Origin of the sequence: Aquimarina litoralis (assembly GCF_039523995.1) — a bacterium.
In the GTDB taxonomy this organism is placed as follows: domain Bacteria; phylum Bacteroidota; class Bacteroidia; order Flavobacteriales; family Flavobacteriaceae; genus Aquimarina; species Aquimarina litoralis.
Window position 1 is genome coordinate 106,553 of the sequence record NZ_BAAAGE010000003.1, and the last position, 26,286, is coordinate 132,838.

The following is a 26,286-nucleotide window of genomic DNA, read 5'->3' on the forward strand; positions in this document are numbered from 1 at the left end:
ATAGTAGTACTATTTAAAATTTTACGTTTTTACTAATTCAAAAACGGTAATTTCTGGTCGTACATTAAATCGTACCTGATATAAATGTCCGATGGCTCTGTTGATGTATAGTTTTCTTCCATCCTTAAGATCGATCTCTCCAGCATCGTATTTTTTATTCTTAACTGGAAGTAGAGGTGGTTTTAGAAAAGGTGGTTTGCATTGCCCTCCATGGGTATGGCCAGATAATATCCATCCTTCATAATTATTCCAAACATCCAAATCACAAACATCCGGATTGTGGCAAAGTGTGATATTAGCTTCGTTTTGGTTTTGTTGTGATAATATTTGTTTTGGGTTAAAATTTAATCCCCAATAATCATCAATTCCTATAATGTTTAGCTCGTTTATTTTTTCCGAGTTATTGCTTAAAATTTGAATTCCAGCTTGTTCGAGTTGGTTGGTAATTTGATCTGCAACATCTTGTTCCGACCATTCATCTCCATAATCATGATTGCCAAGAACTCCGTATGTTCCAATTTTTCCTCGAACTGTGTACTTCAAAACTTCGTCTAATTGTGCAAATTGTTGTTCATTTTCGTAGCTAACATAATCACCTGTATACACCACAAAATCTGGATTAAGTTTTTGAGCTTTGATAAAAGATTCAATGATGTATTGATAATCAAATTCATTTCCGACATGTACGTCACTAATTTGCATTAGTGTTTTTCCGATAAATTGATCTGGAAGATTTTTCACAGGCATTTTTCTATGAACAAATTCTAACCAAAAAGGTTCTATTTGCCAAGTGTAAAAACCAGCTGCTATCGCAATTCCAGTAGTTCCTAATATTCCTTTTTTTACAAACTTTCTTCTATTCATACAATTTTTTGAGAAAAATAGCTTAGGGATACTAATTCAATAAACAACAGTGGATTGATTTATTTTTAGACCAGTTATTTATAGAATTGACCTAAAAATACAATTCTTTTATCTGTTGAATAAATTTTTAGGTTGAATGACATCCACTCGTACTATTTTATCATTCTCAAAAGTGAAAATTTCAACAATGTTTTGGCCAACCTTATCAGATTCATCAAGCCAAACCTTGTCATGTAGAATTACTTTATCATCTATTTCCACTAGGTGTTGTATTTCAGATATTACATTGGGATGGTTTTTAAAATGATTTTCTCTATTTGTTTTCAAATTTTCTCTTCCATGTATCCTTATATCAGATTCAACAAAAATCTTTACATTTTGATCAAATCCAAGTACATATTTTTCAGCGTTTTTTTCGTTAACGGCATCAATTATAGAAACAATCGTTTTACTATTCTTTCCTGAAATTTCATAAGCGGGTTTTGAATTATTATTACAACCGATAAAGCATAGACAGAATAGTACGGATAGTATTTTAATGGTGTTCATAATTCTCTTTATTTTTTGTTCTTTTTATTCCACTCCTCCCAGTTTTTAGATTCTTTTCGCCAAAGTGGTTTTGCTTCTATATCTAAAGAGTGTTCGGGATACAAAACGTACCAAGTTGTTGCAGTATATCGATCAGTGCCACCGCCAACAATAGAATCTTTGAGATAATTGGTCATGAAGTTGGTAGCATAGCCGTTAGTTCCTGAAATTTTTGTCCAATGGTTTTGTGTTCTGAATCGAAGTTTAAGAGAATCGTTATCAATTGCTGGAGCTTGCCCAATAATGGTATTTATTTGTGCAAAAACTTCTTTTCCTTCGAAAATGGTTAAAAAGGTTGCATCCGCAATATGTTCGACCCGATTACCACCCCAACCAATTCTAACGGGATACCCTAATCGTACCGCATCGATTAGTTTTGATTTATCTCCGTAAATGACATTACCACTTTCATCATTTTGAAAAACCTTTAGCCAACCAGCATTAGATTTTTCAGTAGAATTACAAGAACAGCATAGGATATATATTAAGCAAAGAATTTTTACTAAGTGATTTGTTGTTTTCATTTTGAACAATTTTTATTAGCATTTCTTTTAATAAGATGATATATCCTATGGAGGTGTTCATCCGATATAATGGGTAACCAGTCCTTAATGTACGACTAATTTTTACGGTATATTAAATTCTTACTTAACAATTATTTGTAAATGTATAATTAAGTATGTGTATTTAGTGAACTTTTACCCGTAATCCTTTAGAATGGCTGCTAAATTCTGGAGCGTACATACTTTGAATGGTAGTGATACCGTTGGAGAAATCCCCTTTATTATTGACACGCAAATCATATTCAAACACATGTACTCCCTTTGGTAAATAATCAAAGAAGAAATTGGTAGATGCATCTTTGGTACTTTCATAATAACCCAATCCATCCTGCCATTTGTATTTAGAGATAACATTGGTAGGTTCTAATCCAGATGCTCGCATATCTTTCATATGTACAAACTCGAAGTTATTTTTGACATTGAGCTCTACACGCACAGTGATTAGGTTGCCTACCTTAAGTTGTTCGCTACTTGTAATTCTTTTTAAAATCGTTCCTTCGGTAGTATTTTGTTTAAGAAAAAGTTCTTTTTTGATCATAATCTTATCTTCTTTTGGACCGGTAATTTTATCGAGATCTTCAAAATATTGCCAATAATATCCTCCGTACTGCGGCACAGCACTTTTGTTTTGTACCGTTATATGGTCCATTGTATTAGTGATCTCTTCTGCATTCCATTGTATTTTACTATATCCGGTACCTGCTTCAATTGTGTTCATTGGGAGCAATTCAGTTTTATTTAATGTTGTTCCAAATGAAATTTCAGCGTTTTTTTCTACAGATAACCAATCACTACCTTGTAATAGTAGGGCATAAATGGCTTCTGTAGTCGCTTTAGTGGTACTCCAACTTTCTAGTTGTTTCTTTTTTAGTAACCAAGTTTTTAATTCATTAATATTATTAGTGTTACCGGTAATTTCAGAAAAAGCTTCTATTATCAATGCTTGCAATTCTATAGGAGATTGATACCAATACCAACCAGATTTGTTTTCTTTCCAGTACATTCCATTTTCTTTAGATATTACTGCGTTTTCTTCTAATGTTTTAATAATGTTTTTGGCGATTTTGGAGTCACCATATCTATATAGTATTAATGCTAGCATAGTTTTTTCAAATAGACTTTTTTGCATCCATTTGTTTTGCTCTTTGGGAATATGTTTCCTGTAAATACTATCGATTTTTTTGCTTATTGGATATTTTTCATTCCAAAAGCTTCGTGCATAGAAATAGTGAAGATCACTTCTGGAAAAAGCGTATGTGCTGTCGATACGTAGTTGCTGCTTATAATTTTCCAAGTATTTACTGTCTAGATAAGCAATTGCTTTTTTTGCAATGACATTAGAAGTGTAGGCATGTTCTGTATCTATTTGTAGTTTTTTAAGATGTCCCAATCCAGATACAATATGTCTGGTAATATACTGATTTGTATTACCGCCACTAAACCATGGAAATCCTCCAGATGTATCTTGCATGCCTTTTAGTTTGTCCAAAATAGTTTCTTGTTTTGTGGTGATTTTGACAAGATCAAATAATTCTGCTAATCTTGTTTGTTGTTCTTTTTCATTTTTAGAATTTCTGAGCCACGGCGTTTCCTGAATCAATATGCTTTTTAACTCTTGATTCTTTTCTAGATCAGATACTAATTTTCCATTTGCTTTCCAGCTGTCAAATACTTTTTTAATTTTCGGATTGCTGTTCAAGATATGACTAGCGATCTCATTGCTATAATATTTGGCAAAGGTTTGCTCTGCACATTCGTATGGATATTCCATTAGATAGGGCAATGATTTTATGGCAAACCAGGTAGGGTTGGTCGTATATTCTAAGGTGATCTGGTGGTTTTGCCTGGTAACAGAAGGTTGATCTATCATTTTAGGAAATCCAAAAGTCTTTTGTTCTGCGGGACGTACCCACATAGGAATACTTTCTGTCACTAACATTCTATTGGTTAAAACTGGAATCACACTTTCTTCTCCATCACTAAATTTACCAGCTTTTGCTATAATCTTGTAGCGAATAGCTTGTACGGATTTTGGGATGTATAATTTCCAACTTACAGAAGTATTTCCTCTAGCATCTATAGCAAAGTTTTGTACAGTATTGTTATCTAGAAAAAGTGTTTTTAAATCGTTTTGAGAAATTTCATCAATTAGGGTTAGAGATGCCAGTCCTTTCATTTTCTTAATGTCCATATTAGCAATTTTAGCTGATATAGTTACAGTATCGCCTTCTCTTAGAAAACGAGGAATATTAGGAACAATGCTTAGTTGTTTTTGGGTAATTACTTCGCTTTGAATTAATTTCGTATTTAGTTGTTTGTCATAAGCAAATGCCTGAAATTTCCATCGAGTCAATGCTTCCGGAGAAGTAAAACTAAAACTCACGTTTCCTTTTTTATCGGTTTGTAATTGTGGAAAGAAGAAGGCTGTTTCTTTCAAGTTTCTTCTGGGTATCACTTTTTGTAATGCCTCTACACCTTTTTTAGTAGTGATAATGATAACACCATTAGCGGCTTTACTTCCATAGATGGCTTTGGCCGCACCACCTTTTAATACTTGCATATCTATAATGTCCTCGGTGTTTAGCGATTGACGACCTTTTAGAAAGGGTTTTCCATCTAAAATGATTAACACTTTTTCTTTATCTTTTACAGAAGCATATCCTCGTATTTTTATAGAGGAAGAAGATCCAAGGACTCCTATTGCTGATGTAATTTCTACCCCTGCAACTTTACCATTCAATACGCGATCAAATTCACCACTAATCTCTTCTGAAGTTATTGAAGAAACGGTATAGTTCAATGAGGCTGTTCGTCGTCTTATTCCTTGAGCAGTTACCACAACTTCTTCTAATTCAGAAGGATCTTCTCTCATTACTATTGTAGCCTTGTTATTAAGGACTTTAATTTCTGATGTGGCAAAACCCAGATAGGAAAATATAAGAATGTCGTTTTTTTTAACCTTTATAGTAAATAACCCGTCAAAATCTGTTTGTGTTCCTCGAGTGGTTCCTTTAATAGCTATATTTACTCCTGGTAATGGAAGCCCTAAATTATTTACTACAATTCCAGTAATCTTACCACCTTTTATTTTTAATTGTTTGCCTACTTTAGGTTTTGCTAATTCGGAATGATAGCTAATGGTACCTAGATAATTTCTTTGACCTCGTTCTGGATTAGAAAAATGAAATCCAAAGGTGTTGATTGAATTGTATGTAAAATCTACTGGTTTATAGTGTTTTATCTGTAGATTTTTTATCCTTGTAATAGCATTGCGAAAGGAAGTTCGAGTATTTATTTTAGGGGCGTCATTATAATAATCAGGTTCTTCTCCTAATATTTTTATATCACCTTCCCACTCGTGACTAAGGAAGGTGTCCAAAGACATATCATACATAGAAGTCAGTATTTCTGCAGAAGAAGCTTTGTTGTTATTATTTAAAATTTTAAGCTTCCATGTTTCATTAGCACCTGGCTGTAGTTTATTTCTAAAAGTTTCTAGTTCTATTGATAAATGATCATTTCGTTTTTTTAGGGGAAAGTGATATTGAAACTTATCTGTCCAGATACAGTTGTATTTTATGAATGAAACCTGTATATGAACTTCCTGTTTGTTCTGTTTTAGATCGATAGGTATGTCATACTGACCATTGATAATTTCTACGACATCTTTAAAAATCACTTTGTGTTTTTGGTAGACTTCTACATGAACAAATAAAGATTTTGCAGCAGTTCTTAATTCTATGTTTAGGATGTTTTTAGTCTCTACTTGACTGTCATTTATTTTAAAATCAAAAATTTGATTATCTGCAAGGTATTTTTCTTTTGGATTGGTTAGTGTAAATTGTTGTTCTGCAGTAATTTCATGCCCAAACTCATCTTTAGTATGAAATTTAGCAATGTATTTTCCTCCTTTCCAATTTTTTATATTACCTAATGTTATTTTATCGTCTTTCTCAGTATTTATGGTATAGGTTTTTATAATATCCTTATCGTTATGCGTATCGAGGTCTTCGGTTTTATATACATCGTTCGGAAAGAATTTAACAAATGTATCTTTTGGAATTTGTTGAATATCTGGTGAGTTCCAGGGTCTTTTACGTAAAATTCTGTTTGGATGTTTTAGTTTATAAATGGATACTGTTCCTTTATAACCTATAGGATAATTGTTCAGATTTTTGATGCTAACATAAAGTGCGTTATCTGTTTTATCTGATGATAAGTTCTGATTCATAAGGATATTAGCTTCTAAGCTATGGTAGCCTATTCTAATACCTTGCGTTTCATTTCTCGTTTCACCATTGATATCAGTAATCTCAGCAATTATGTTATAATTATATATGAGGTTAGATACTGATTTAGTTGTAGAATTGATTGAAGGAATAAAAGAGATAACAAAATTACCTTGCGAATTTGTCGTTGTACTTCCTGTGATCACAACTTCTTCTCGATCGTCGGGGAATTGATAATTTTTTTCTCTGGTAATAGTGTAATTTACTTTGGTATTTGATATTGCTGCTCCTAAAAAAGCTTTAGCTACTCCTTTAATTTTTACAGAATCATTTAGTGTATAGGTTTCGGTTATTTTATCAAATGTAATTTCAAACCTAGGACGCTTATATTCCTCAACTCTAAATGTATGTTCTTCTACTTCAAAATTATACATATCCTCCCAGAACTTAGAGTCCTCTTCATAATCTTCATCCATTTCTATAGTGAATTCTCCGTTTAGTCTATTTTTAGGTAACGTAAATTCACCATGTACAGAACCGAACTCGTTCGTTTTAAGACGTAGTTCTTTAACTTTGTTATTATTGGCATCATATAATGTGACGATTACAAATTCTCCAGCAACCGGGCTAGATTTTTTCTTTTTTCGTTGTGTTAGAACTCCTTTGAAATATACTTTTTGTCCGGGGCGATAAATACTTCGATCCGTGAATATTTTAGCTTTAGCTTCTAAATCATTTGAATAATCATTATAATAGGAGGAAGACACATATCGGCGATTTATGGATGTTTCTACAAAAAGAGAATCACTACCTTTTGATACAAATGTATTTAATTGGTGCGATTTTTTTTCTAAACGGATGCTTGCGATTCCTTTTTTATTGGTGGTGAGTTTTCTAAAAAAGGGACTTTCTAATCTATTGTCTTTTAATAAGATTGTTGCTTTTTCTATGGGTGATCCACTATTTCGATCTACGACCATATAACTGTTTTTTTGAGCAGTAGAAGATGGTATCAAAGCCAATGGAGTAACTTGGATATAATTAATACCATAGATATCATTTTTGAAATCTGTATCGGGATTTTTTCTAACGATAATAAGATATTTTCCTAATGTTAATTCAGGTAAAATCACCTCGGTTGATTTTTCTATGTGATACTGATCCTTTGGTAAATTATATACCTTTTTTTTAACAGGAATGTGATTTTTGGTAAAATCTGTGATTAAAGAATCAATATCATAGTAGCTATCTTTTATGGATTGATAAGAAAAAGGTACTTTATAAAATGAAATATGGATGCTATCGATATCTTTATATTTAATGAGAGCTCTACTTTTTTTATTTGGCATAAGAAAATTTTCTGTGGTAATTTTTAAACTTGAATTGGTAATTAATTCTTTAAGTTTTTTTGCTTCAATTCCTGGAGGGGTATTCGGTGCTTCTTTTAGAATCTGATCACATATTTCTATAGCTTTCGTATTGTAATCCGGACGAAAATAGATATGCATATTATTTTTATAATACTTTGCTAAATCTAAGAGTATCGGTGTTCTAGATATTCCTGTGTATTGTGATTGTAAATTTTTTAATGCATCGAAATATAATTTGTTTTGAGAATTATTTTTTTGTTTAACAAATTTTAAACGATCTAAAGCTGTATGAATAAGTGATAAAGAATCTTTTCTTAGTAAGTGTGTTTTTTCAATACTTTGATATAATTTCAAAGTGTTTTTTATGAATGAAAATTCATTCTCATTACCAATTTCTTTAGTGCTAAAAACGGTGGGGATACTATAATAATCGGGTAGGATAGGAGCAAGATCCTTTTTTGTATGGGAATAGTTGTTTGAATTATAAAAACCAATAGCTCTATTGGCTAAAAGATCATATAGTGTATTACGGTATTTTTGGTCATTATCTCCAAGTTTTAAAATTTCTGGAAATATGGCGTCATTAATTATTAAAAGTTGCTCTGGTTGTTTTAGAGAGTTTTGATAGTGTGTGTGTATTTGTTTGTTTAATGTGTTGATATCCCAAGTTCTATAATCTAAGGATATAATTGTGTCAGTACTAGTTCGGTTTCTGATTTTATATGCATTGCTGTCTAAATAGTTTTCTAAACTTTTAGCAAGAATAGACTCTAGAATATTTTTAGTAGGGAATTTTGTTTTCTTTATCTCAGAAAGTAACATTTCATATACATTACTTTCCGCATTTTCCTCCAATAGAAGTTTATACTTAGCTTGGTATAAAAATGATTTGATGATTTGCGATTGGTTGTCTTCTCGCTGTGCTAGTTTACGTATTTGATCAATTTCTTTGTACGCAGATCTCGTTTTGCCTTCAATTTCTAGGTTTTCAATTTTTGCCCATACTTTATTGTACTTATATTGAGCACTACTGCTGATTGTAAGAAAGAAAAGTAGGAAGAAGATGTAGTATGGATTTCTCATAGTAGTTAGTTTACTACGAAGTACATAAATCAATACAGCTTATACCATCAAAAATGAGTGAATGAGGTATTTGAATTAGGGAAGTGATATATATTAAACATTCTCTTCTTAATACATATGGAAGAAGAGAATGTTTAATATAGAATACAATATTCTTTATTCCTCATAGATATCGAATTCTGCCGAAATAGCTTTCATTAATTCTCCATCTTCGAAATCACTGTCAGACATTTTAGAGAGCTTTTCTAAGTAGAGGTCGAATTGTCCATTTTTAAAAATGGTTAGCATTTTACCTCCTTCTTTACAACTAGCTGCATGCCATACGTTTGGAGGGACAGTTATGGTATCTCCAGTTTTTGCGATAACGGTCTCATCATCAAAAATTAATTCTACTTCACCTTCGAGAATGTAAAATACTTCTGTCATAATTTTATGATGATGTCTTGCTAGGTAGAAACCAGGTTTTAAGGTGTCTTCCACAAAGCATAACTCACCGTTTGTTCTATCTGAAGAAAGTTTGATAAAACAGTGATCCTGGGAATAGTTATAGTTTTCTCCTTGTCCGTTTCTAATAATTTCTTTGTCTTTCATTTATGAATATTTTTAGTGAAACCAAATTCGTTTTAATGTGTTTTCTTTTTTCTGGATTAAATGGAGTATAAAACCAGCGATATGTAATAGTAATAAAAGGAACATCATTTTAGCAATGATATGATGCGATAGCATAATCGGATGAAATCCATCTGCACTGATTTCGGGTAAATCTTTCCAATTTCCGGATTGTAAAGAAGGTACTATTCCTTCCAAAACGAGTGATAGGAATCCAGATGTACACATCCAAATAATAACAAGATAGAAACCATAATAAACACCTTTTCTTAGTTTTTCTCTGAATGATTTAGTTGGATACAAGTTCTTAGGTTTAGTATCGCTGAATAATGCAATGATTCTAATAATCGTTAATAAAAACACCAAACTTCCCATTGAGAAATGCAATTGATATAGGAAGTATTTTTCTGTACTTACGGATAGTTGTTCCATTTTAATCCCTGTAAAGATGAGTCCAAAAATTAATACTGTAGAAACCCAATGAATCCATACGGTTCGAGTGCTATATGTAGAAAGTGATGTGTCCATCGTCTTTTAATTTTTGGTTATAGACTGCTTATCAAATAAACTTTACCATTATACATGGGTTGTAAGTGATATGTTGGATTTTGACTTATCACATCCAAAAAGTGCTGTGTTTCTTTCATGTCTGCATTATCTACATAAACCAAAGTATCTTTATGGAAATTAGGTGCTAACATTCGGAATAGTGGTAGATAGAGATCTTTCCAACCATCTAAAACCAAAAGATCTATGGGTGTTGTGTGATCTTTTAATGTTTTCATAGCATCTCCAATTTTTACGTTAATAAGGTGATCTACTTCGGCTTTTTTAAAAGTTGTGATAGCTTTTTGAGCTTTGGACTCAATGAGTTCTGTAGTTATAATAGAACCATCAGTTTCCATAGCACCTAATGCTAAGTATAAGGTTGATATTCCGAAAGAGGTACCAAATTCTACAATATTTTTATAATTGTTTTTTATGATAAGTTGTGTTAGATCTTCGCCTTGCTCTTTGGAAATTGAAAGATATAGATCTTTAAAATCCTCGGGTTGTAAAGGTCTGATCACACCTTTTGAAACAGCCTTTATCATTTTGAAAAAATCACCTCTAGAATCGAGAAATAATTCATTTATCACTGAGTTGGTTTTTTCTTTGTTCATATTCATTTCCATAGTATCTTGTTTTAAAGGATAAAGACTGTTTTTAGGGATGTTTGTATACGTTAAGTTTAGTTCTGTTTTAGTTTAGGGTAATTGTAAAGGAAGCTCCTGGTTGAAATTCGAATCCTTCTCCAATTTCAACTACTAAAATATTATTAGCGTCAATTCTTAGGTTCACCGAACTGTTACTAGAAGAAAATCCTTTAACGTTTTGTGCTTCATCAAAAGTTAAATAGTATCTGTCGAATGTATCAGGTTCTAAGGTTCTAAATAAAGGTCCATAATTTGGATCATTAGCCTCAGCTACTAGTTCAAAAGAAATACTGTTTTGATCGATATCAATATCATACAACCCTAGTAAGTACGCTGGAAATTCAGTAGCATCACTTATATTGGCGGTTGCTTCTAAGGATCCTGCTGGTTGCATGAAAAGATCTTCAATAGCGGTTTCGACTCCTGAAGTGATAGTAGCAGATTGAAATGTGTTTGCCACTGTAACGCTCACTCCAGTATTGATAGGAGGTGCATTATTATCATCATCACTATCGCAAGAAATGAAGAATGAGGTTGATACTATTGCTATACATAGAAATAGGGTTTTTTGCTTTAAAATTTTCATAGTAAAGGTTTTAAAAGGTTTACGTTTGTTTTGAAATATTTGAATAGTAAAAGGGAATCCTGATTTAGAATTTCCCGTTTTCGTTTTTCCAATCTGATTTTGGTGGTATGGTAGTAATTACATCCCAATGCTCTACGATAAGACCATTTTCTAGTCTAAACAGATCGTAAAATGCAGTAGGATCTCCTTTACCAAATTTCCCTTCGCTAACAACTAATACGAAATCACCTTCAGCTAAAGTCATATGTACTTTATCGTATTCCATAACCAAACTGTTTTTAGCAAAGTATTCCATAGCTTCTCCAAAACCCTTTAATCCATCTGCCACTGCAGAATTGTGTTGTAAGTATTTTTCTGGATTGATATAGGAGGTTATCTTTTCATTTTGGTGATTGAGCAATACATCATTTATAAAGTTTTTTACGATAGCTTTATTAGCTGCAGTTTTATCACGATCACTAATTTCTGATGTCCCGTCTAATTGTGTTCTTCCACTTGGATTTGGTGGAGTAATAGGAGCTAGGTTGTCCCAATGTTCTACGATTTTACCGTTTTCGAATCTGAAGATGTCAAAACCTACTTTTGGACCAAAAAAGTCATATTCGGTATGTGTGAATATATAGTCACCATCTTCAAAAGCTCTAACCACTTTTGCTTTAAATCCACCTTCTGGAGCATGTTTCATTACTTCGCCAAAACCTGCTAATCCATCTGCTACATCTAGATTATGCTGGATGTATTTCTGCGGATTGATATAAGAAATTGGTGTTTGATCTCCAGTATTAAAACTGTTTAAAAGTGCTATAACCTTTTCTTTGTTACTAATATGTGCTGTTAATGATTCATAACGACCCATGAACATACTGGATTGGTCCATTTTGGACATAAATTCTTTGGCTGTTGGATCTGCCATAAAATCATTGATGGAAGCATCGGACGCTTCTTTAGTAGTCCAATATACTGCTACAGCTTGCTTTCCTTGTTCATTTACGCCAGTAAGTCTTTGTAGAAAACCATCTCTTTTTCCTGTGAAATCTGCTTCTACTTTTTGATTTAAGATATCGAAACTATCTATATCCGTATTTGGTTTTAGATTAAAAGTCATTACTTCTACAAACTCACTTTTATCCGCGTTGAAAGTCTTATCCATACCATAACGCTCCATTTTCATCGTAGATCCATTGATCATTTTTGCGTAATCCGCAACAGATGGATCACTCATGAATTTTTTCATCGAGGCGTCGGCGTCTTTTTGGTTTTCCCAAAAGACAATGACTACATACTCTCCTTTTTCATTAATTCCACTTTGTCTTTTGATAAAACCAGATTGTTTGCTGGTAAAGTTTGCTTCAATTTGTGCATCTCTGGTTTTAAAATCTAATGGATCTACTGTTCCGTTAATTCCAAAAGTAGTTACTTCCATAATGGTTTTTACTTCTTTTGACGTTCCTTTTTTTTCTGAACATTGGCTAAATAAAACAGCCAATAGAACTATCGAGGTAAGGTTGATTGCGTGTTTCATGTTACTGTATTTGATAATAATTAAAAGTTATCATCAAAATTAATTTACAGATACAAGAGTTAGATGGTGAATTTGATCCTAAATAGTGTAAAAATCGGAAAAATGTTAACGATGTGATTTTCTGAAGATTTCTGGTGAGGTTCCGACGTGTTTTTTGAAGTATTTAAAAAAATTAGCAGGATCATCGAAACCAGATGTATATGCAATTTCTTTTATGGGTTCATCAGAACCGATAAGAAGTCTTTTGATCTGGATAATCGCAATCTCATCAATAAAAGTTTTAGCAGGTTTGTTCAATATAGCATTCACGATATTGTTGATGGTTTTTGTAGAACATCCCATCTTATCAGCATAATACATCACTTTTTTATGTTGAAAGCAATGCTCTTCCACTAATTGTTGAAAGGATAAAAACTCTGCTAAGTATTTTTTCTTTCCTAATAGCTGTTCATTTTTGAATTTAGTTCTAGACAGTTTTGTAATTACCATATGCAAGGCACTACGAGTTATACTAATAGAGTACTCATCTTTGATCTTATATTCTAATTGCATTTGATTAATCAAAGTGGAAAAATCGGAAAATGCAATATCATTAGGGTCTAGTTGAATTTTAGGAAAGCTAAGCAGTTCATTAAATAATTGAAACGATTTTATTGCTTCTAATTTGCTAAGATGACTGATAACAAATTCTTCTGTAAAGATTAATAAGAAGCCTTTCACATTAGGGCTTTTAAAAAACTTTTGAATTTGATCTTTTCTTATTAAAAGTATCGTACCTTTTTGATATGGATAGTCTACAAAATCAACTGTATGAAATCCTTCTCCTTCAGTAATGAAAAGAATAATATAGAATTTAACGAGATGGTTTTTACAAATATCATGATCTAGTTTTCTTGTTAATAGTTCTTCGATCTGAACAATTTCAAAATACGATTTTGGATTCGTTTTGTTGTCAAATTTTATATGTTTTATGTCATTCTTCATTTTGAAATTTCAAATAAACATTATAACCATTCAGCATCAACCCCCATTTTTTTAAGGTCTGGAATTATATGTTCCTTTGCATAGCAAAGAGTTACTTTTTTCAGATTTGGAAATTTTGTAACGTCTTCAATATTTTCAATGTCCCAATAATCTTCCCATCCTTCGGCAAATCGTATCAGATTTAGGTAGATATCATTACCGCCATCTTGGTAGATTTCAGTTACTTCTGAGGCTAATCGTTTAGGGATCGGTAAATCCCTGAAATATTGAGTTACCTCTTCAATAGGATCATACCCTTCTTCTTCGAGATCAATTTCTCTTTTGGAATACCATAGTACAAATTCAAATAGGTCAAATTTAGGTTGTATAAATTCTTTGGAATACATCAATTCTTGAACGATCGCTAGTTTGAATCCAAAATCTGTAAAGATAATTTCTTCTTCATCTAGTTTTCTAATAATGTATTTGTCTTTAGGTATTTGTTTTATACTTGTACCTTGATAGCTTTTAATTTCAATGGCTTCAATAGAACCTTGATCGGTACTAAACCAAACACTAATATCATTTAAGACTAAAGCACCAGAAGTATCTCCTTCAAATAGCTGTACTCTTTTATTCTTATGCTCTTTGTAGTAGGAAATAGCATCTTGGTTTTCAAAAAGAAAACTACCTATGAAAAGTTGTTTAGGGCTAAAATCAAAATCTTCTTTTTGTAGTTCCAGATAGATGCTATCTATGTGTTGTTGATCTTTTGAGTATCCTAGAATACCAAGATCATCCCAAGTATAAATAGTATTGTATTTTTTTTTGTGAACCCGATATGGAACTTTTAATATTTCGTGTAAACTTTCAAAAGATATAGGGAAACTAACAGAGATATTGTTAATCAAAAAGCTATTCTCAATCAATTTAATATTAATCATGGTATTGATTTATAAAGGAATTTAAAAGCTTATAGTGGATTGTAATATTTAATTTCCCAGTTTTTATCTTGTAGATCTAAATATTGATAATGTATTTCATCCGTCTTATCAAATTCACCATCTTTATTTTTGTCTTGTACTGTTTTAATATACAACCTGTTTTTAGAAGTAAGTATTTTCCAATTTATTAATTCCTCATAATCTGGAGTCAATTTTATAAAATCAGAACCATCAATCTTGCTAATGTACAAAGAGGTAATATCCTGATGATTTAATTTTTGATCCTTATTGGTATCTTGATCAATTACTTTATAGAGTAGATATTTTGATTTTGTTCTGTCGAAAACTTCTTTTAAAAATCTTACGGATGTTATGATGAGTGTTTTCTCGGTAAGTGGAATCATTTTTTCCGAATCTATATGTTGGAATTTTAAATTCGTAAGTTTTCCCGTTATTTCATAGTTTGAATGTCTTGATAAAACAAAATTTGTATTTTCATAATTTGACCTGAAGGAGATTTTAGATCTCGATCCATATACTTTCAGATACCCTATTGGGTGTATCAAATAATTAGTACTATCTATCTGAACTGGAAGATCGGCAGCTTCAATTAGTGTAGAGTCTTTTTTTAATTCTGTCGTTTCTTTATTTGGATCAGTATCATAAACTACTCTGGGTTTTTTATCATTTCCGCAGCTTGCAAATACTATTATCGAAAATAAAAGTAATATTGTTTTGTTCATTTTTTTAATCTTGAATATTAATCTATTTGAACTCGAACACCTTCTGAATGACTACTAAATTCTGGTGCATACATACTCTGAATAGTGGTAATTCCATTGGAGAAATTCCCTTTATTGTTCACGCGAAGATCATATTCAAATATGTAAACTCCTTTTGGTAAATAGTCAAAGAAGAAATTAGTAGATGCGTCTTTCGTGCTTTCATAATATCCTAGTCCATCTTGATATTTGTATTGTGATAGTACATTTATTGGCTCTAATCCAGAAGCACGCATATCTTTCATGTGCACAAATTCCATTGCTCGATCGGATCGCAACTCAATACGTACTCTTACTAAGTCACCAAGTTGTAGTTTAGTTTTTTCGGTAATCTCTGTAATCTCTTCTCCGCGATCAGTGTTTTTCTTTAAGAATAGTTTTTTCTTAAGTTTTAGTGGAGTTTCTGCTGAGGTGATTTTATCTAGATTTTCGAAGTATTGCCAGTATAAAGCTCCCCAAGCGATTCCTTTTCCTTTTTTGGTGATTTTGGCAGTAGCCATATCCTTTTGGATTTCACTACCGTTCCAAGAGGTTTTAAAATATCCGGTTCCAGCTTCTACTTTTACATCTTCGATCTTACTAGGATCAATCTTTTGATTTCCAAGCACGATTTCTACCATATCTGTTACAGATAACCAATCACTACCTTGTAATAGTAACGCATATACAGCTTCGGTAGTAGCTTTTGTAGTTTTCCATTGATTGGTTTGTTTATTTTTTAATAACCAAATCTTTAGGTTGTCAACGATTTCCGTTTTTTTAGGTTCTTGCTCAATTTCAGAAAAAACTTCGATCATCAATGCTTGTGTTTCGATGGGTGCTTGATACCAGTACCAACTACCTACATTAGATTTCCAGTACATTCCTAATTCTTCATTAGTAATACTTTTTTCATCTAGAGATCTGATGATTTTTGTAGCAGTGATAGAGTCATTATTTCTATGTAAGATCAGCGCTAATAGTCCTTGAGGATATAAACCTCTTTTTAACCAATATTTTTTAGCCTGACCTAGATAATACTCCCAAGCTTCGTTGGTATTGTTATTTCTTTTGATATCAGAAAAGAAGCTACGCATATAGAGATAGTGCATTTGGGTATAACTCAAATGATCTTTATTGATATCAACCTTATGTTTTTTGCAATATCTTTTTAGCTCTTCATATTCATCTACAAACTCTTGATCTAGATAGCGAACTGCTTTTTGTATCATTCCTCTGGTTTTACTGTCGTATTGCGTAACACCAAGTTTTTTAAGATGCCCAAACCCTGAAGCAATATGCTGTGTGATGAATCTGTTTTCTCTTCCACCTTTAAACCAAGGAAAACCACCAGACCCATATTGCATTTGTTGTAGTTTATTAATAGCGCGTTTCAGCTCATTATTCATCTTATTAAGATCAAAAAGTAAAGCTATTCGTTTCTTTTGTTCACTTTCGCTCTGCGCATCTCGTAGCCAAGGTGTCTCTTGGATGATTAATGATTTTAATTCCTGATTCTTTTCTAAGTTGCTTTCTAAAGCATCTGTGTTTTTCCATTGATTAAAGACTTCTTGAATTCTAGGATTAGAATTGGCAATATGACTTGCCAAAGAGTTAGCATAATATCTAGAAAACGTTTGTTCTGCACATTCATAAGGATATTCCATTAAATAGGGTAAGGCTTGCACTGCATACCAAGCTGGATTAGAAGTCATTTCTAACGTAAGCTTATGATTCTTTAAGGTATTAGAAGTGTTATCCTTTAACTTGTCTAACGTAAATGTCTTAGTTTGATCAGATCGAATCCACATTGGCAATGTTTCTGTAACCATCATTCGATTGGATAGTACAGGTAATACATTTTGTTCTCCATCAGAAAATTCACCTGCTTTTGCTATGATTTTGTATTGTACTGTTTGTACATTATCCGGAATTTTTAATTCCCAAGAAATATTGGTGTTTCCCGCAGCTTTTACAGCAAATTCCTGTCTGATATTGTTGTTTTGTAAGTCGGTATCTATTGATTTTCCAGTGAGTGCATCGGTAAGTTGTAACTCTATAATACCACTCAGATCTTTGGTGGAAATATTAGATACTTTAGAACTCAGAATGATTTGATCTCCTTCTCGCAAAAACCTTGGTGGATTGGGTAAGATCATTAATTCTTTTTGTGTAACTGTTTCTAGTAATTGCGTTCCCGCATTTAACGTTTTGGTATGTGCTAATAACTGTACTTTCCATTTTGTTAATGCTTCTGGAGTCGTAAAATTAAAACTTATATTTCCTTCATTATCAGTAGTTAACTGTGGAAAGAAAAATGCTGTTTCTTGAAGGTTTTTACGAATTTTTACTCCTTCTAAAGAAGAGTCATCTTCTGTCTTTTTTCCTTGATTTTTGTTTTCAGCTCTGCTTAATGAATCAGCCTTGTTCTCTTCTTTGGCTGCGCTGCCCATCACAACAGATTCTTCTAATTCAGCTTCATCTGCTACCATTTCCATAGCGGCTGCAGGAGCGGGAGCACTTAAGTTAGACATTCTGCTCCTTTTTTGCGATTTAACCAAGCCATAATTATAAGAGTTTCCAAAATATAACCCAAACCAATTAAGCTGGTCATAGTATTGACTGGTAAAGCTAGTTTTCCAGAGTTTGTGAGGGTAGATATTAAATTTCCCTTTAGTAAAACTCTTATTAGCATTACGCTGAGAATACGAGTAGAATGCTGGTCTATTGATAGGGCTGAAATACCATTGGTGTGGTTTAAATTGATCCAACGATGCATCGTACATACTAGCTAATAGTTCTGCAGATACTTTATCTCCTTTAGGTCCTTTGATAGTAAAACTCCAGGTTTCTTGCTGTCCAGGTTGTAGTTTGTCTCTGAAAGTTTTAGTTTCTATAGATAACTGCGTTGATTCATAAGGTACGGTAATAGGTATAGTACCACTCTGATATGCGTTATAGTTGGCAAAACTGTACGAAATAGCAAATCCTCCAAGATCAGTTTTGCTTACTGGAATTTTAATCGTTTTACTATTGTTAGAAAGTTTAATAATTCTGGTATCAACTTCTTGTTTGTTTTTTTCGATATCTAAGGTTACTACGATATCTTCAGAAGCAGAACTGATTTTTAATAAAACATCATCTCCAATGGCGTATGTATTCTTATCTGTAGTAATTTCGAAGAGTTTATTGTCTGCAATAGATTTTTCGGATTGATCGAATACATTGATATAGGTAATATCTTTTACTTCTTGTCCAAATTTGTCTTTGGTTTTAAGCTCTATGATATATTTACCTGTTTCCCATTTTTTTAAGTTTCTAAGCGCTATTTCTGCGGTTCCTTTGGTCTTGTCTTTTGTTTCTTTCGTATCGTATGATGCTTCTAAAACTTGATTACTTTTTTTCCAGTTTCTAAAATCATCTTCATCCTGGAAGGCATCATGGGGGAATAGTTTTTTAAATTCTTCTTTAGTACTACTTTTATAATCAGGTGCTTTCCACGGGCGCACTCTTAATGGACATTCTGGAGCTTGTAATTTGAATATTGCAATATTTCCACTATTTTCAACAAGTTCTCCGTTTAGATTTCTTGTGGATACGGATAAAAATTGATCTTTTTTAGTTTTATCAATTTCCGAACTAATGTTTAAAGAGGCTATCAAAGCATGGTATCCTACATTTACATAGGTTGTAGTACTTCTGGTTTCTCCATTGATATCAGTGACATCGGCGGTTACTTTATATGTAAAAGTAGGTTGATTTTCTTTAGAAACACTTTTGTCAGGTAATGCTGCAAAAGTTATTTTATATTCACCATTATCATTTGTTTTTGTTTCTCCGTGGGTAATTTCTTGTTCTTCGGATCCGTATGAAGGGAACCAATAACACCAACGAGGATATTGCACCTGTCTATATACGCGATATACCACTTTGGCATCGGTAATATTACTGCCTGCATATGCAGTTGCGGTTCCTGTTAAATGGATACTATCATTTACTTTGTAGGTTTCGGTTACAGGATTAAATTTTGTTTCAAACTTAGGTCTTTTATATTCCTCAACAGATATATACGTGCTGTTATAGCTATCCGTTTGAATTGTGTAATTACCTTTTAATCCTGATGAAGGTAAAATAAACTCTCCTGCAAATGATCCATATTCATTAGTAGTGAAATTAAGAAGTTTTACTTCTTGTCCATTCATGTCTATAAGTTTTGCAAAAGTGGCTCTGTTTGCTACAACTTTATGCTTTTCATTTCCAGCAGAAGACATCATTATTCCTTTAAAATAAACTGTCTGTCCCGGTCGGTAAATACTTCTATCTGTAAATAGAAATGTAGTATATCGCGTAGTATTGTCAGATTCAGAATCACCACCATAATGGTTTAGGTACAAACCATTAAAATAAGCAGTATCTTCTCCTTTGGTAACTGTGGCTAATACATTATAATAATATCCTTCTTGGGTAAAAAAAGCTTCTCCGTTATCATTGGTACTAAGCTTTTTGTTTAATTGGTTTCTTCTTCTATCAGAAGTAAGTTTAATAGAAGCATTCGCAATTGGAGTTCCGTTGGTTCTGTCTATTACCTGAAGTTTTGTAGCCTTGTTCGTTTTGCTTTCTACAAGAGTTAAGTCAGTTACCTGAAGATTACCAAAAGAGAAAGACGTATTAACACTAAGATCTTTAGAGGTAGATCCAACAATCATATAAGATCCTTGAGGCAATACTGGAACGTTAATCTCTATAGTATGATTCTGATAATCCTTTTCGTCTATCAGCTTAGAATTCAATGAAGTTACAGTAGATAACTTGTTTAAAAAAGATATTTTTTCTTTGCTTTGGTAAAGCTTGTTAAAGAATTTTAGTTCACTTCTATTAATTTTTAAAACTCTAAAATAGACCTGATCTAGATTTTTGTAATTGATTAGAAGTTTAGAAGGCTTATTTATCGGTATATAGCTTTCTAATGTTATACTATTAATATTTGGATCCAGAATTTGTTCTTTGAGGTAAGCACAATTATTAGCTCCTCTGGATTCTGGGTGTTTAGAAATAGCATTATCACATATTTCTATTGCTTTTTGTAATGTCCAACGATGTGTTTCATTTTCTTGAGGTATGTATGTAGCTGCCTGTGTCTTATATAAATCGGCAATCTCATAATTGTATAAGGTAACTGCAGGAAATTGTTGGTGTTTTTCTTTTTCTGATAATAATGTGGTTAGCAGTAGTTTTTGTTTGTTGCTATAAATAGCATGTTCATACACGAATTTTAGACGTTCGATATTTACCTCGATCAAAGCATCTGGTTTCTTATCTCTTTTATGAAAATTGATAAGGTTTTGATATATTTTTAAAGCATGAAATTGTAGTGATAAAGAATCTTTTGTTTCTAGTTTTATTAAAGAAAATTGTTGGTGATCTTTTAAATAGTCTGGAGAATCGATTTCAAAAGCATACGCTGGTTTAGTAATACTTGTTTCAGAGGTCTTGTAAAATGCTAATGCATTATGAGATAAAAAATCAAAAAGAGTAGGGCGGTATATTTTAGAATCTCCCGATAGTTCTAAGATATCGTTAAACCGTATTAAATCTGTTTGTTGGGCTAGTAAGCCATTATCCAAGGATTTTTGATAATAGAAATGAATTTCTGCAAACAACGTTTCTAAATCCCAAGTTCTAAAATCTTCTTTATCTACTTTTTCGGCAGTTTTAGTTCTGTTATAAAATTGCCATCTATGTTGCTGAAAATATTGCCAATATAAATTAGCTAAGATGCTTTCTAGTATGTTTTTACTAGGAAATTTGCTGTTTGCAATTTCTTTTTTGAACTCTTTGATAATATTTAATTGTGCGTTTTCTTCTAAAACCAAAAGGTATTTGGCTTTATAAATCAGCGCTTTTGTAATCTGATTTGTATTGTTAGCTTTTTTGGCTTTACTATGTATAGCTTCTACAATTTCTAATGCGGATTTAGGTAGTCCATCTTTATCAAAGCTTTCTACTTTTTTCCAATCATCTTGGTAGTTATTATTGTTTTGAGCCATTGTATAATTTAGGTTTATTATAACGAGTATGAAAACAAGAATGATTCGTTCTTTCATCTGTTTGATTTTTTGTGTTTATTAAAACTCATTGCAAGTCCTATACCATTTCATGATAATGTGAAAACTTACGGATAGTAAATAACTTTATAAAGCTACATAATTGCAACGATAAATTAGGGAAAAGCTTATGTGGTTTAGTGTACTATTTAATTTGTTGAGTTTTGAGATTTTGTAAACTGCTGATTTTTAAAGGTTGATGTCAAATTAAATAATGAATTAATGAAGAAGGATGTTTAGGGTGTGCTAACTTATTTATGCTGTTTAATTATCGATTCATTTTTGCTAATGATATCTTTTGGTAATTGCAAAACATAATTATTGATTTCGGTAATTTCTTATTTTATGAGTATCTTTAAGAAGATTGTAAGGTTGATTTTTCCCCACTTCGTAAAAAAACTTTGATCAAATAGAAAAGACACTAATTTATTTCAATTACTATAAACCAAATTTTCAATTATGAAGGGCATTATTATTTTTTTGTTAGTCGTTATCACTCTGGTAATGGGGTATAATCAATATCATAAATACCAAAGGTTTCACCCTAAGAATGTAGCCTATATGTCTAAGGATACTGTAGATAATTCTTATCACGATCCGCAAGTTGTTATGAATTATTATGAAACTATCGAAATACTGAATGGATATATAATCTCACAATGGTCCACAAACCGCATAGATGTAAGGAATCCGAAAAAAGACAATTCAGCCACACGATATGCTATTAACGAATATCAAAAGAAATTAGGAAAGGTGAAATATTACGAAGCTATCCTTATGCAATCAACAGTGTATAAATCTAAAGGATTATCTAATGATGAAATAAAATTGCTAGAGCAGAATCAATTATCACAAGAAGATATAGCAGAGTACAATAGAAAGGAAGCATTTTATGATTTATTTCAAAAAACAGTTTTGCAAAAAACATTAAAAACGGGAGATCGAGGTCCATGGGTGTATGAAATGCAAAAGCGCTTGGTTGCTAGTGGGTATACGATTGCGGTTGATGGGAATTTTAAAATAGAAACAGAAACAGCGCTAAAAGATTTTGAATATAAACATGAACTATTTCCGGATGGAATATTGGATGTTTTAACTCTTCGGGAACTTTTAAAATTACCAGAAGAAGCCACTAGACCCTTATTGGCTACGCAATAATTTTACAGTAAAATCTGAAATTGATACAATCTACTCGTTATTTTAAAGTTAGTTTCTTTAATAATTAAAAGTAGGTTGTATCTTTACTTTTTAGAATTAAGAATACTATTATGCGCGTACATTTTATTGCGATAGGAGGTAGTGCTATGCACAACCTTGCTATGGCGTTGCATCAAAAAGGATATAAAGTTACAGGAAGTGATGATGTGATTTTTGAACCTTCGAAATCACGATTAGCTAAGCATGGTTTGCTGCCTGAAACTTTTGGTTGGTTTCCTGAAAAAATCACTAAAGAAATTGATGCTATTATTTTAGGAATGCACGCAAAAGAAGATAATCCAGAATTGCTGGAAGCTCAAGAACTAGGTTTGAAGATATATTCTTATCCAGAGTTTTTGTATGAACAGTCTAAGAATAAAACTCGTGTTGTGATTGGTGGTTCTCATGGTAAGACTACTATTACATCTATGATTTTACATGTTCTACACTACCATGATAAGGAAGTAGACTATATGGTAGGAGCACAACTAGAAGGTTTTGATACGATGGTACACCTAACGGAAGAGAATGATTTTATGGTGTTAGAGGGTGATGAGTATCTGTCCTCTCCGATAGATAGAAGACCCAAATTTCATTTATACAAACCAAATATTGCATTACTAAGTGGTATTGCATGGGATCATATTAATGTGTTTCCAACTTTTGATAATTACGTAGAGCAGTTTCAGATTTTTGTGGATAGTATCGTACGCGGTGGAAGTATTAATTATAATGAAGAAGATCCTGAGGTGGTTAAAGTAGTTGAGCATTCTGAAAATCAAATTAGGAAAATACCTTATACTACACCAGATTATCGAGTAGAAAATGGAGAAACCTTATTAAATACACCGGAGGGGGAAATGCCTATCGAGGTGTTTGGAGCCCATAACTTAAGTAATTTAGCGGGAGCAAAGTGGATTTGTCAACATATGGGTATTGATGAAGATGAATTCTATGAGGCGATTGCATCATTTACTGGTGCTTCTAAAAGACTAGAAAAAATAGCAGAGAGTAATGCTGCGGTTGCATATAAAGATTTTGCTCATAGTCCTTCTAAAGTTAGTGCTACTACAAAAGCAGTAAAAGAACAATATCAAGACAGACAACTAATAGCTTGTCTAGAGTTACATACGTATAGCAGTCTAAATGCAGAGTTTTTAAAAGAATACGAGGGAGCGTTGGATGCAGCAGATCAGGCAATAGTTTTTTATTCGCCTCATGCTGTGAAAATAAAACAGCTAGAAGAAGTATCCGAAGAACAAATTGCTACAGCATTTAACAGAAAAGATTTGTTGATTTATACAAATCCTGAAGAGTTTAAGGAATATCTGCAACAAAAGGATTTTGCTAATTCTGCACTATTGCTTATGAGTAGCGGTAATTATGGTGGATTAGATTTCGATGAGGTAAAGGAGTTGATATAATATTTTTTTCAATATAATTTATGAAGCATCACATGTATTTGTGATGCTTTTTTTGTTATTCTAAAATAAAAACTTACAGACTTTCTGTTGATTGTTTTATGGTTATGGTTAGTATATCACTAAGCCCTTTATTTTCTTCGATTGTACCATCATTACTAAAGGTGTCCCCTACAGCTATAATCGAACCATTACTTAGTTCTGCCACATCATAAATGTAATCGAACTGAGACCCTCCGGTACTTATTTGCCAAACAATATCTTGATTAGAGTCTAGTTTGATAATCCAGCCGTCTATTTGCCCTTGATTTTCGGAAACATCTCCATCTTCGCTCCGCGATGATCCCGCAATTAAATAACCTCTATCAGCCGTATTGATAATTTTTTCTGCTGTATCAAAATTACTACCTCCAATAGTTTTTTCAGAAATCAAATCTCCAGATGGCGAAATTTTTACTAACCAAATATCCGTAACACCTTTGTTAGCTGAAACATCAATATCTGAGCTTTTGGTAGCCCCAACAATTAAATAATTCCCATCATTCGCTTTAGTGATACTAAATCCATTATCAATATTACTTCCGCCAAAAGACTTTTGCCATTCTAAAATTCCTGTATTTGAGATTTTAATAACCCAGAAATCATAAAAACCTTTGTTGTTAGTAATGTCTAAATCATCACTGTCGGATTCGCCAACAATAATATAACCTCCATCATCCGTTTGGATTACATCTTTTGGAGTTTCTGAAAAACCACCACCAAAATGTTTACTCCATTCTAATATCCCATCTTCAGTAATCTTAATTGCCCAATAATTGCCTCCTGCATGTCTGTTGTTAGTAGTTTTCGTTGTGTCACCTTCACCATTCGATCCCACAACATCTAGTTCTCCAACCAGTACATATCCACCTTCACTTGATTTAATTAGAGATGTTCCAAAATCCTCACCAGAATAGCCAAAGGATTTTTGCCAAATAATTGATCCGGTAGAAGATAACTTAAGGATCCAGTAGTCTTTATCACCTTCATTATTAGTAGCATCTCCATCGTTACTTGTACTATACCCTAATACAACTAAACTTCCGTCTTGATTTTCTACTAAATCATAACCTCTGTCGTCACCCGTTCCTCCGTAGGTTTTGCTCCATTGCAATTCGTTTAACCCATCGTATTTTAATAGATAGAAGTCAGCATCTTCTCCTTCCTTATCAGTTATGTCTTGGTCATTGCTTAATGTATATCCCAAAACAATATAACCTCCATCTTGAGTAGCTTTAATTGCTTGTGCACTATCATTATTACTTCCTCCGTAAGTTTTGACTTTATCCAATATACCTACATTTATATTGTTATCGGTAACGGAATCTTTATCATCATTAGAACAATTTATAACGATAAATGATATAAGTAAGATCAATGAAATATTTAATGTTCTTGTCATGGCTACAGTTCTTTTCTTTATGAGATCTTTTGATATATGTAGATTTGGAACTCTTATTTATGGTTTTAAAAGTCTTAAGAATTATGTAAACTCAATTTAGTGTTTAGAACTTTAATAAATTAGGTTTAGTATACGTTAGAAGTAATATTTTAATCTAATGGTATTCTTAAGTTCATAGAACTTATATTGAAAAGGAATTGAATGGTAGTTGAAACCTTTAGAGAATAAGGAATCTGAAGAGATGTTTAAAAATTATTTTGGAATAAACCATTAACAAAATCAGCAATACTGATCTGGTTATTTTTGATCAATTCATGTTTTGCATTTTCTATGTCAGCTGGTATTTTATCTTGACTTAATTTAAATTTACCTTCCCAATGTTGTACTTCAATCTCAAAACAATGAATATACGGAACCAAACGGTCCATTCTAGGGTCTTCTTTTGATAGTTTAAAACCGTCATTAGAATTTTCTAAAAAGTCGGTCATTATTACCATTGATTCTTTAATTAATTCTGGATCTTTGATCGTCTTTACTATACCTGCTGCGTGTGTAATGATGTAATTCCAGGTAGGTAATTGCTTGGTGGTATAGATCGTTGGAGAAATATAGGTTTGAGGTCCTTGGAAAATAGCTGTGACTGGATAGTTATTTTGCAATAAAGCTACATGTGGATTGTTGGCATCTATATGGCCTACAAGAGTATCTCCTTTCAGAATTAATGGTGCGTGAGTAATGTATGGTGTTTTGTCTTTAGCAGATACTAAGGTAGCAAAGGGATATGCTTTCGCTACACTTTTAATATTCTCTACATTATAGTCTTGATGATGTTTTGGTGGATACAC

17 protein-coding genes are annotated in these 26,286 nt (G+C 32.3%); 2 read left to right on the forward strand and 15 right to left on the reverse strand.

Translation table 11 applies throughout. The annotated features are described in order from the left end of the window. Positions 1-21 precede the first annotated feature (21 nt). The 13 genes from ABD077_RS14835 to ABD077_RS14895 all read right to left on the reverse strand — a co-directional run bounded on the left by ABD077_RS14835 (position 22) and on the right by ABD077_RS14895 (position 21,382). On the reverse strand, positions 22-864 hold the full coding sequence (locus ABD077_RS14835) for a metallophosphoesterase (RefSeq protein WP_343913072.1): 843 nt from the start codon (positions 862-864) through the stop codon (positions 22-24). 108 nt (positions 865-972) lie between these two features. Then, the gene (locus ABD077_RS14840) at positions 973-1,413 is read right to left on the reverse strand and encodes a nuclear transport factor 2 family protein (RefSeq protein ID WP_343913073.1); all 441 of its coding nucleotides are present in this window, start codon (positions 1,411-1,413) and stop codon (positions 973-975) included. Positions 1,414-1,421: 8 nt separating this feature from the next. Then, positions 1,422-1,976 carry a hypothetical protein gene (locus ABD077_RS14845; RefSeq protein WP_343913074.1) on the reverse strand — a complete coding sequence of 185 codons (555 nt, stop codon included), beginning with the start codon at positions 1,974-1,976 and terminating at the stop codon, positions 1,422-1,424. 163 nt (positions 1,977-2,139) lie between these two features. Next, the gene (locus ABD077_RS14850) at positions 2,140-8,697 is read right to left on the reverse strand and encodes an alpha-2-macroglobulin family protein (protein ID WP_343913075.1); all 6,558 of its coding nucleotides are present in this window, start codon (positions 8,695-8,697) and stop codon (positions 2,140-2,142) included. A 156-nt stretch (positions 8,698-8,853) separates the two neighbouring features. Then, the gene (locus ABD077_RS14855; RefSeq protein ID WP_343913076.1) at positions 8,854-9,288 is read right to left on the reverse strand and encodes a cupin domain-containing protein; all 435 of its coding nucleotides are present in this window, start codon (positions 9,286-9,288) and stop codon (positions 8,854-8,856) included. 12 nt (positions 9,289-9,300) lie between these two features. Beyond that, the gene (locus ABD077_RS14860) at positions 9,301-9,834 is read right to left on the reverse strand and encodes a cytochrome b (RefSeq protein ID WP_343913077.1); all 534 of its coding nucleotides are present in this window, start codon (positions 9,832-9,834) and stop codon (positions 9,301-9,303) included. Between the two features lie 17 nt (positions 9,835-9,851). Then, complete coding sequence (locus ABD077_RS14865) at positions 9,852-10,481, reverse strand: O-methyltransferase (protein ID WP_343913078.1); 630 nt, start codon at positions 10,479-10,481, stop codon at positions 9,852-9,854. Positions 10,482-10,548: 67 nt separating this feature from the next. Further along, positions 10,549-11,088: a hypothetical protein gene (locus tag ABD077_RS14870; protein WP_343913079.1), complete on the reverse strand. Its 540-nt coding sequence runs from the start codon at positions 11,086-11,088 to the stop codon at positions 10,549-10,551. A gap of 64 nt (positions 11,089-11,152) precedes the next feature. After that, entirely contained in the window at positions 11,153-12,610 is a 1,458-nt protein-coding gene (locus ABD077_RS14875; protein ID WP_343913080.1) for a nuclear transport factor 2 family protein, read from the reverse strand. Positions 12,611-12,715: 105 nt separating this feature from the next. Beyond that, positions 12,716-13,594 carry an AraC family transcriptional regulator gene (locus ABD077_RS14880; protein ID WP_343913081.1) on the reverse strand — a complete coding sequence of 293 codons (879 nt, stop codon included), beginning with the start codon at positions 13,592-13,594 and terminating at the stop codon, positions 12,716-12,718. 20 nt (positions 13,595-13,614) lie between these two features. Beyond that, positions 13,615-14,517, reverse strand: a complete 903-nt coding sequence (locus ABD077_RS14885; RefSeq protein WP_343913082.1) for a DUF6892 domain-containing protein — start codon at positions 14,515-14,517, stop codon at positions 13,615-13,617. A gap of 29 nt (positions 14,518-14,546) precedes the next feature. After that, on the reverse strand, positions 14,547-15,260 hold the full coding sequence (locus ABD077_RS14890; RefSeq protein WP_343913083.1) for a hypothetical protein: 714 nt from the start codon (positions 15,258-15,260) through the stop codon (positions 14,547-14,549). Between the two features lie 17 nt (positions 15,261-15,277). Continuing rightward, a complete protein-coding gene (locus ABD077_RS14895; protein ID WP_343913084.1) occupies positions 15,278-21,382 on the reverse strand; it encodes an alpha-2-macroglobulin family protein in 6,105 nt (2,034 codons plus the stop codon). Positions 21,383-21,841: 459 nt separating this feature from the next. On the opposite strand from ABD077_RS14895, the gene ABD077_RS14900 reads away from it, so the two are divergent. Further along, a complete protein-coding gene (locus ABD077_RS14900; protein ID WP_343913085.1) occupies positions 21,842-22,540 on the forward strand; it encodes a peptidoglycan-binding domain-containing protein in 699 nt (232 codons plus the stop codon). A 110-nt stretch (positions 22,541-22,650) separates the two neighbouring features. After that, positions 22,651-24,003, forward strand: a complete 1,353-nt coding sequence (locus ABD077_RS14905; RefSeq protein WP_343913086.1) for a UDP-N-acetylmuramate--L-alanine ligase — start codon at positions 22,651-22,653, stop codon at positions 24,001-24,003. A gap of 73 nt (positions 24,004-24,076) precedes the next feature. On the opposite strand, the gene ABD077_RS14910 is transcribed toward ABD077_RS14905, so the two are convergent. Next, the gene (locus ABD077_RS14910; RefSeq protein ID WP_343913087.1) at positions 24,077-25,441 is read right to left on the reverse strand and encodes a hypothetical protein; all 1,365 of its coding nucleotides are present in this window, start codon (positions 25,439-25,441) and stop codon (positions 24,077-24,079) included. A gap of 245 nt (positions 25,442-25,686) precedes the next feature. Then, positions 25,687-26,286 (reverse strand): FMN-binding negative transcriptional regulator, encoded by a 600-nt coding sequence (locus ABD077_RS14915; protein ID WP_343913088.1) that lies wholly within the window; start codon positions 26,284-26,286, stop codon positions 25,687-25,689.

What these genes read in the sequence shown, in the direction of transcription:
- ABD077_RS14860 (WP_343913077.1), bottom strand. Translation starts at nt 9,834, where the DNA reads ATGGACACATCACTTTCTACATATAGCACTCGAACCGTATGGATTCAT.
- ABD077_RS14895 (WP_343913084.1), bottom strand. Translation starts at nt 21,382, where the DNA reads ATGAAAGAACGAATCATTCTTGTTTTCATACTCGTTATAATAAACCTA.
- ABD077_RS14840 (WP_343913073.1), bottom strand. Translation starts at nt 1,413, where the DNA reads ATGAACACCATTAAAATACTATCCGTACTATTCTGTCTATGCTTTATC.
- ABD077_RS14900 (WP_343913085.1), top strand. Translation starts at nt 21,842, where the DNA reads ATGAAGGGCATTATTATTTTTTTGTTAGTCGTTATCACTCTGGTAATG.
- ABD077_RS14875 (WP_343913080.1), bottom strand. Translation starts at nt 12,610, where the DNA reads ATGAAACACGCAATCAACCTTACCTCGATAGTTCTATTGGCTGTTTTA.
- ABD077_RS14905 (WP_343913086.1), top strand. Translation starts at nt 22,651, where the DNA reads ATGCGCGTACATTTTATTGCGATAGGAGGTAGTGCTATGCACAACCTT.
- ABD077_RS14865 (WP_343913078.1), bottom strand. Translation starts at nt 10,481, where the DNA reads ATGGAAATGAATATGAACAAAGAAAAAACCAACTCAGTGATAAATGAA.
- ABD077_RS14910 (WP_343913087.1), bottom strand. Translation starts at nt 25,441, where the DNA reads ATGACAAGAACATTAAATATTTCATTGATCTTACTTATATCATTTATC.
- ABD077_RS14855 (WP_343913076.1), bottom strand. Translation starts at nt 9,288, where the DNA reads ATGAAAGACAAAGAAATTATTAGAAACGGACAAGGAGAAAACTATAAC.
- ABD077_RS14835 (WP_343913072.1), bottom strand. Translation starts at nt 864, where the DNA reads ATGAATAGAAGAAAGTTTGTAAAAAAAGGAATATTAGGAACTACTGGA.
- ABD077_RS14845 (WP_343913074.1), bottom strand. Translation starts at nt 1,976, where the DNA reads ATGAAAACAACAAATCACTTAGTAAAAATTCTTTGCTTAATATATATC.
- ABD077_RS14880 (WP_343913081.1), bottom strand. Translation starts at nt 13,594, where the DNA reads ATGAAGAATGACATAAAACATATAAAATTTGACAACAAAACGAATCCA.
- ABD077_RS14870 (WP_343913079.1), bottom strand. Translation starts at nt 11,088, where the DNA reads ATGAAAATTTTAAAGCAAAAAACCCTATTTCTATGTATAGCAATAGTA.
- ABD077_RS14850 (WP_343913075.1), bottom strand. Translation starts at nt 8,697, where the DNA reads ATGAGAAATCCATACTACATCTTCTTCCTACTTTTCTTTCTTACAATC.
- ABD077_RS14885 (WP_343913082.1), bottom strand. Translation starts at nt 14,517, where the DNA reads ATGATTAATATTAAATTGATTGAGAATAGCTTTTTGATTAACAATATC.
- ABD077_RS14890 (WP_343913083.1), bottom strand. Translation starts at nt 15,260, where the DNA reads ATGAACAAAACAATATTACTTTTATTTTCGATAATAGTATTTGCAAGC.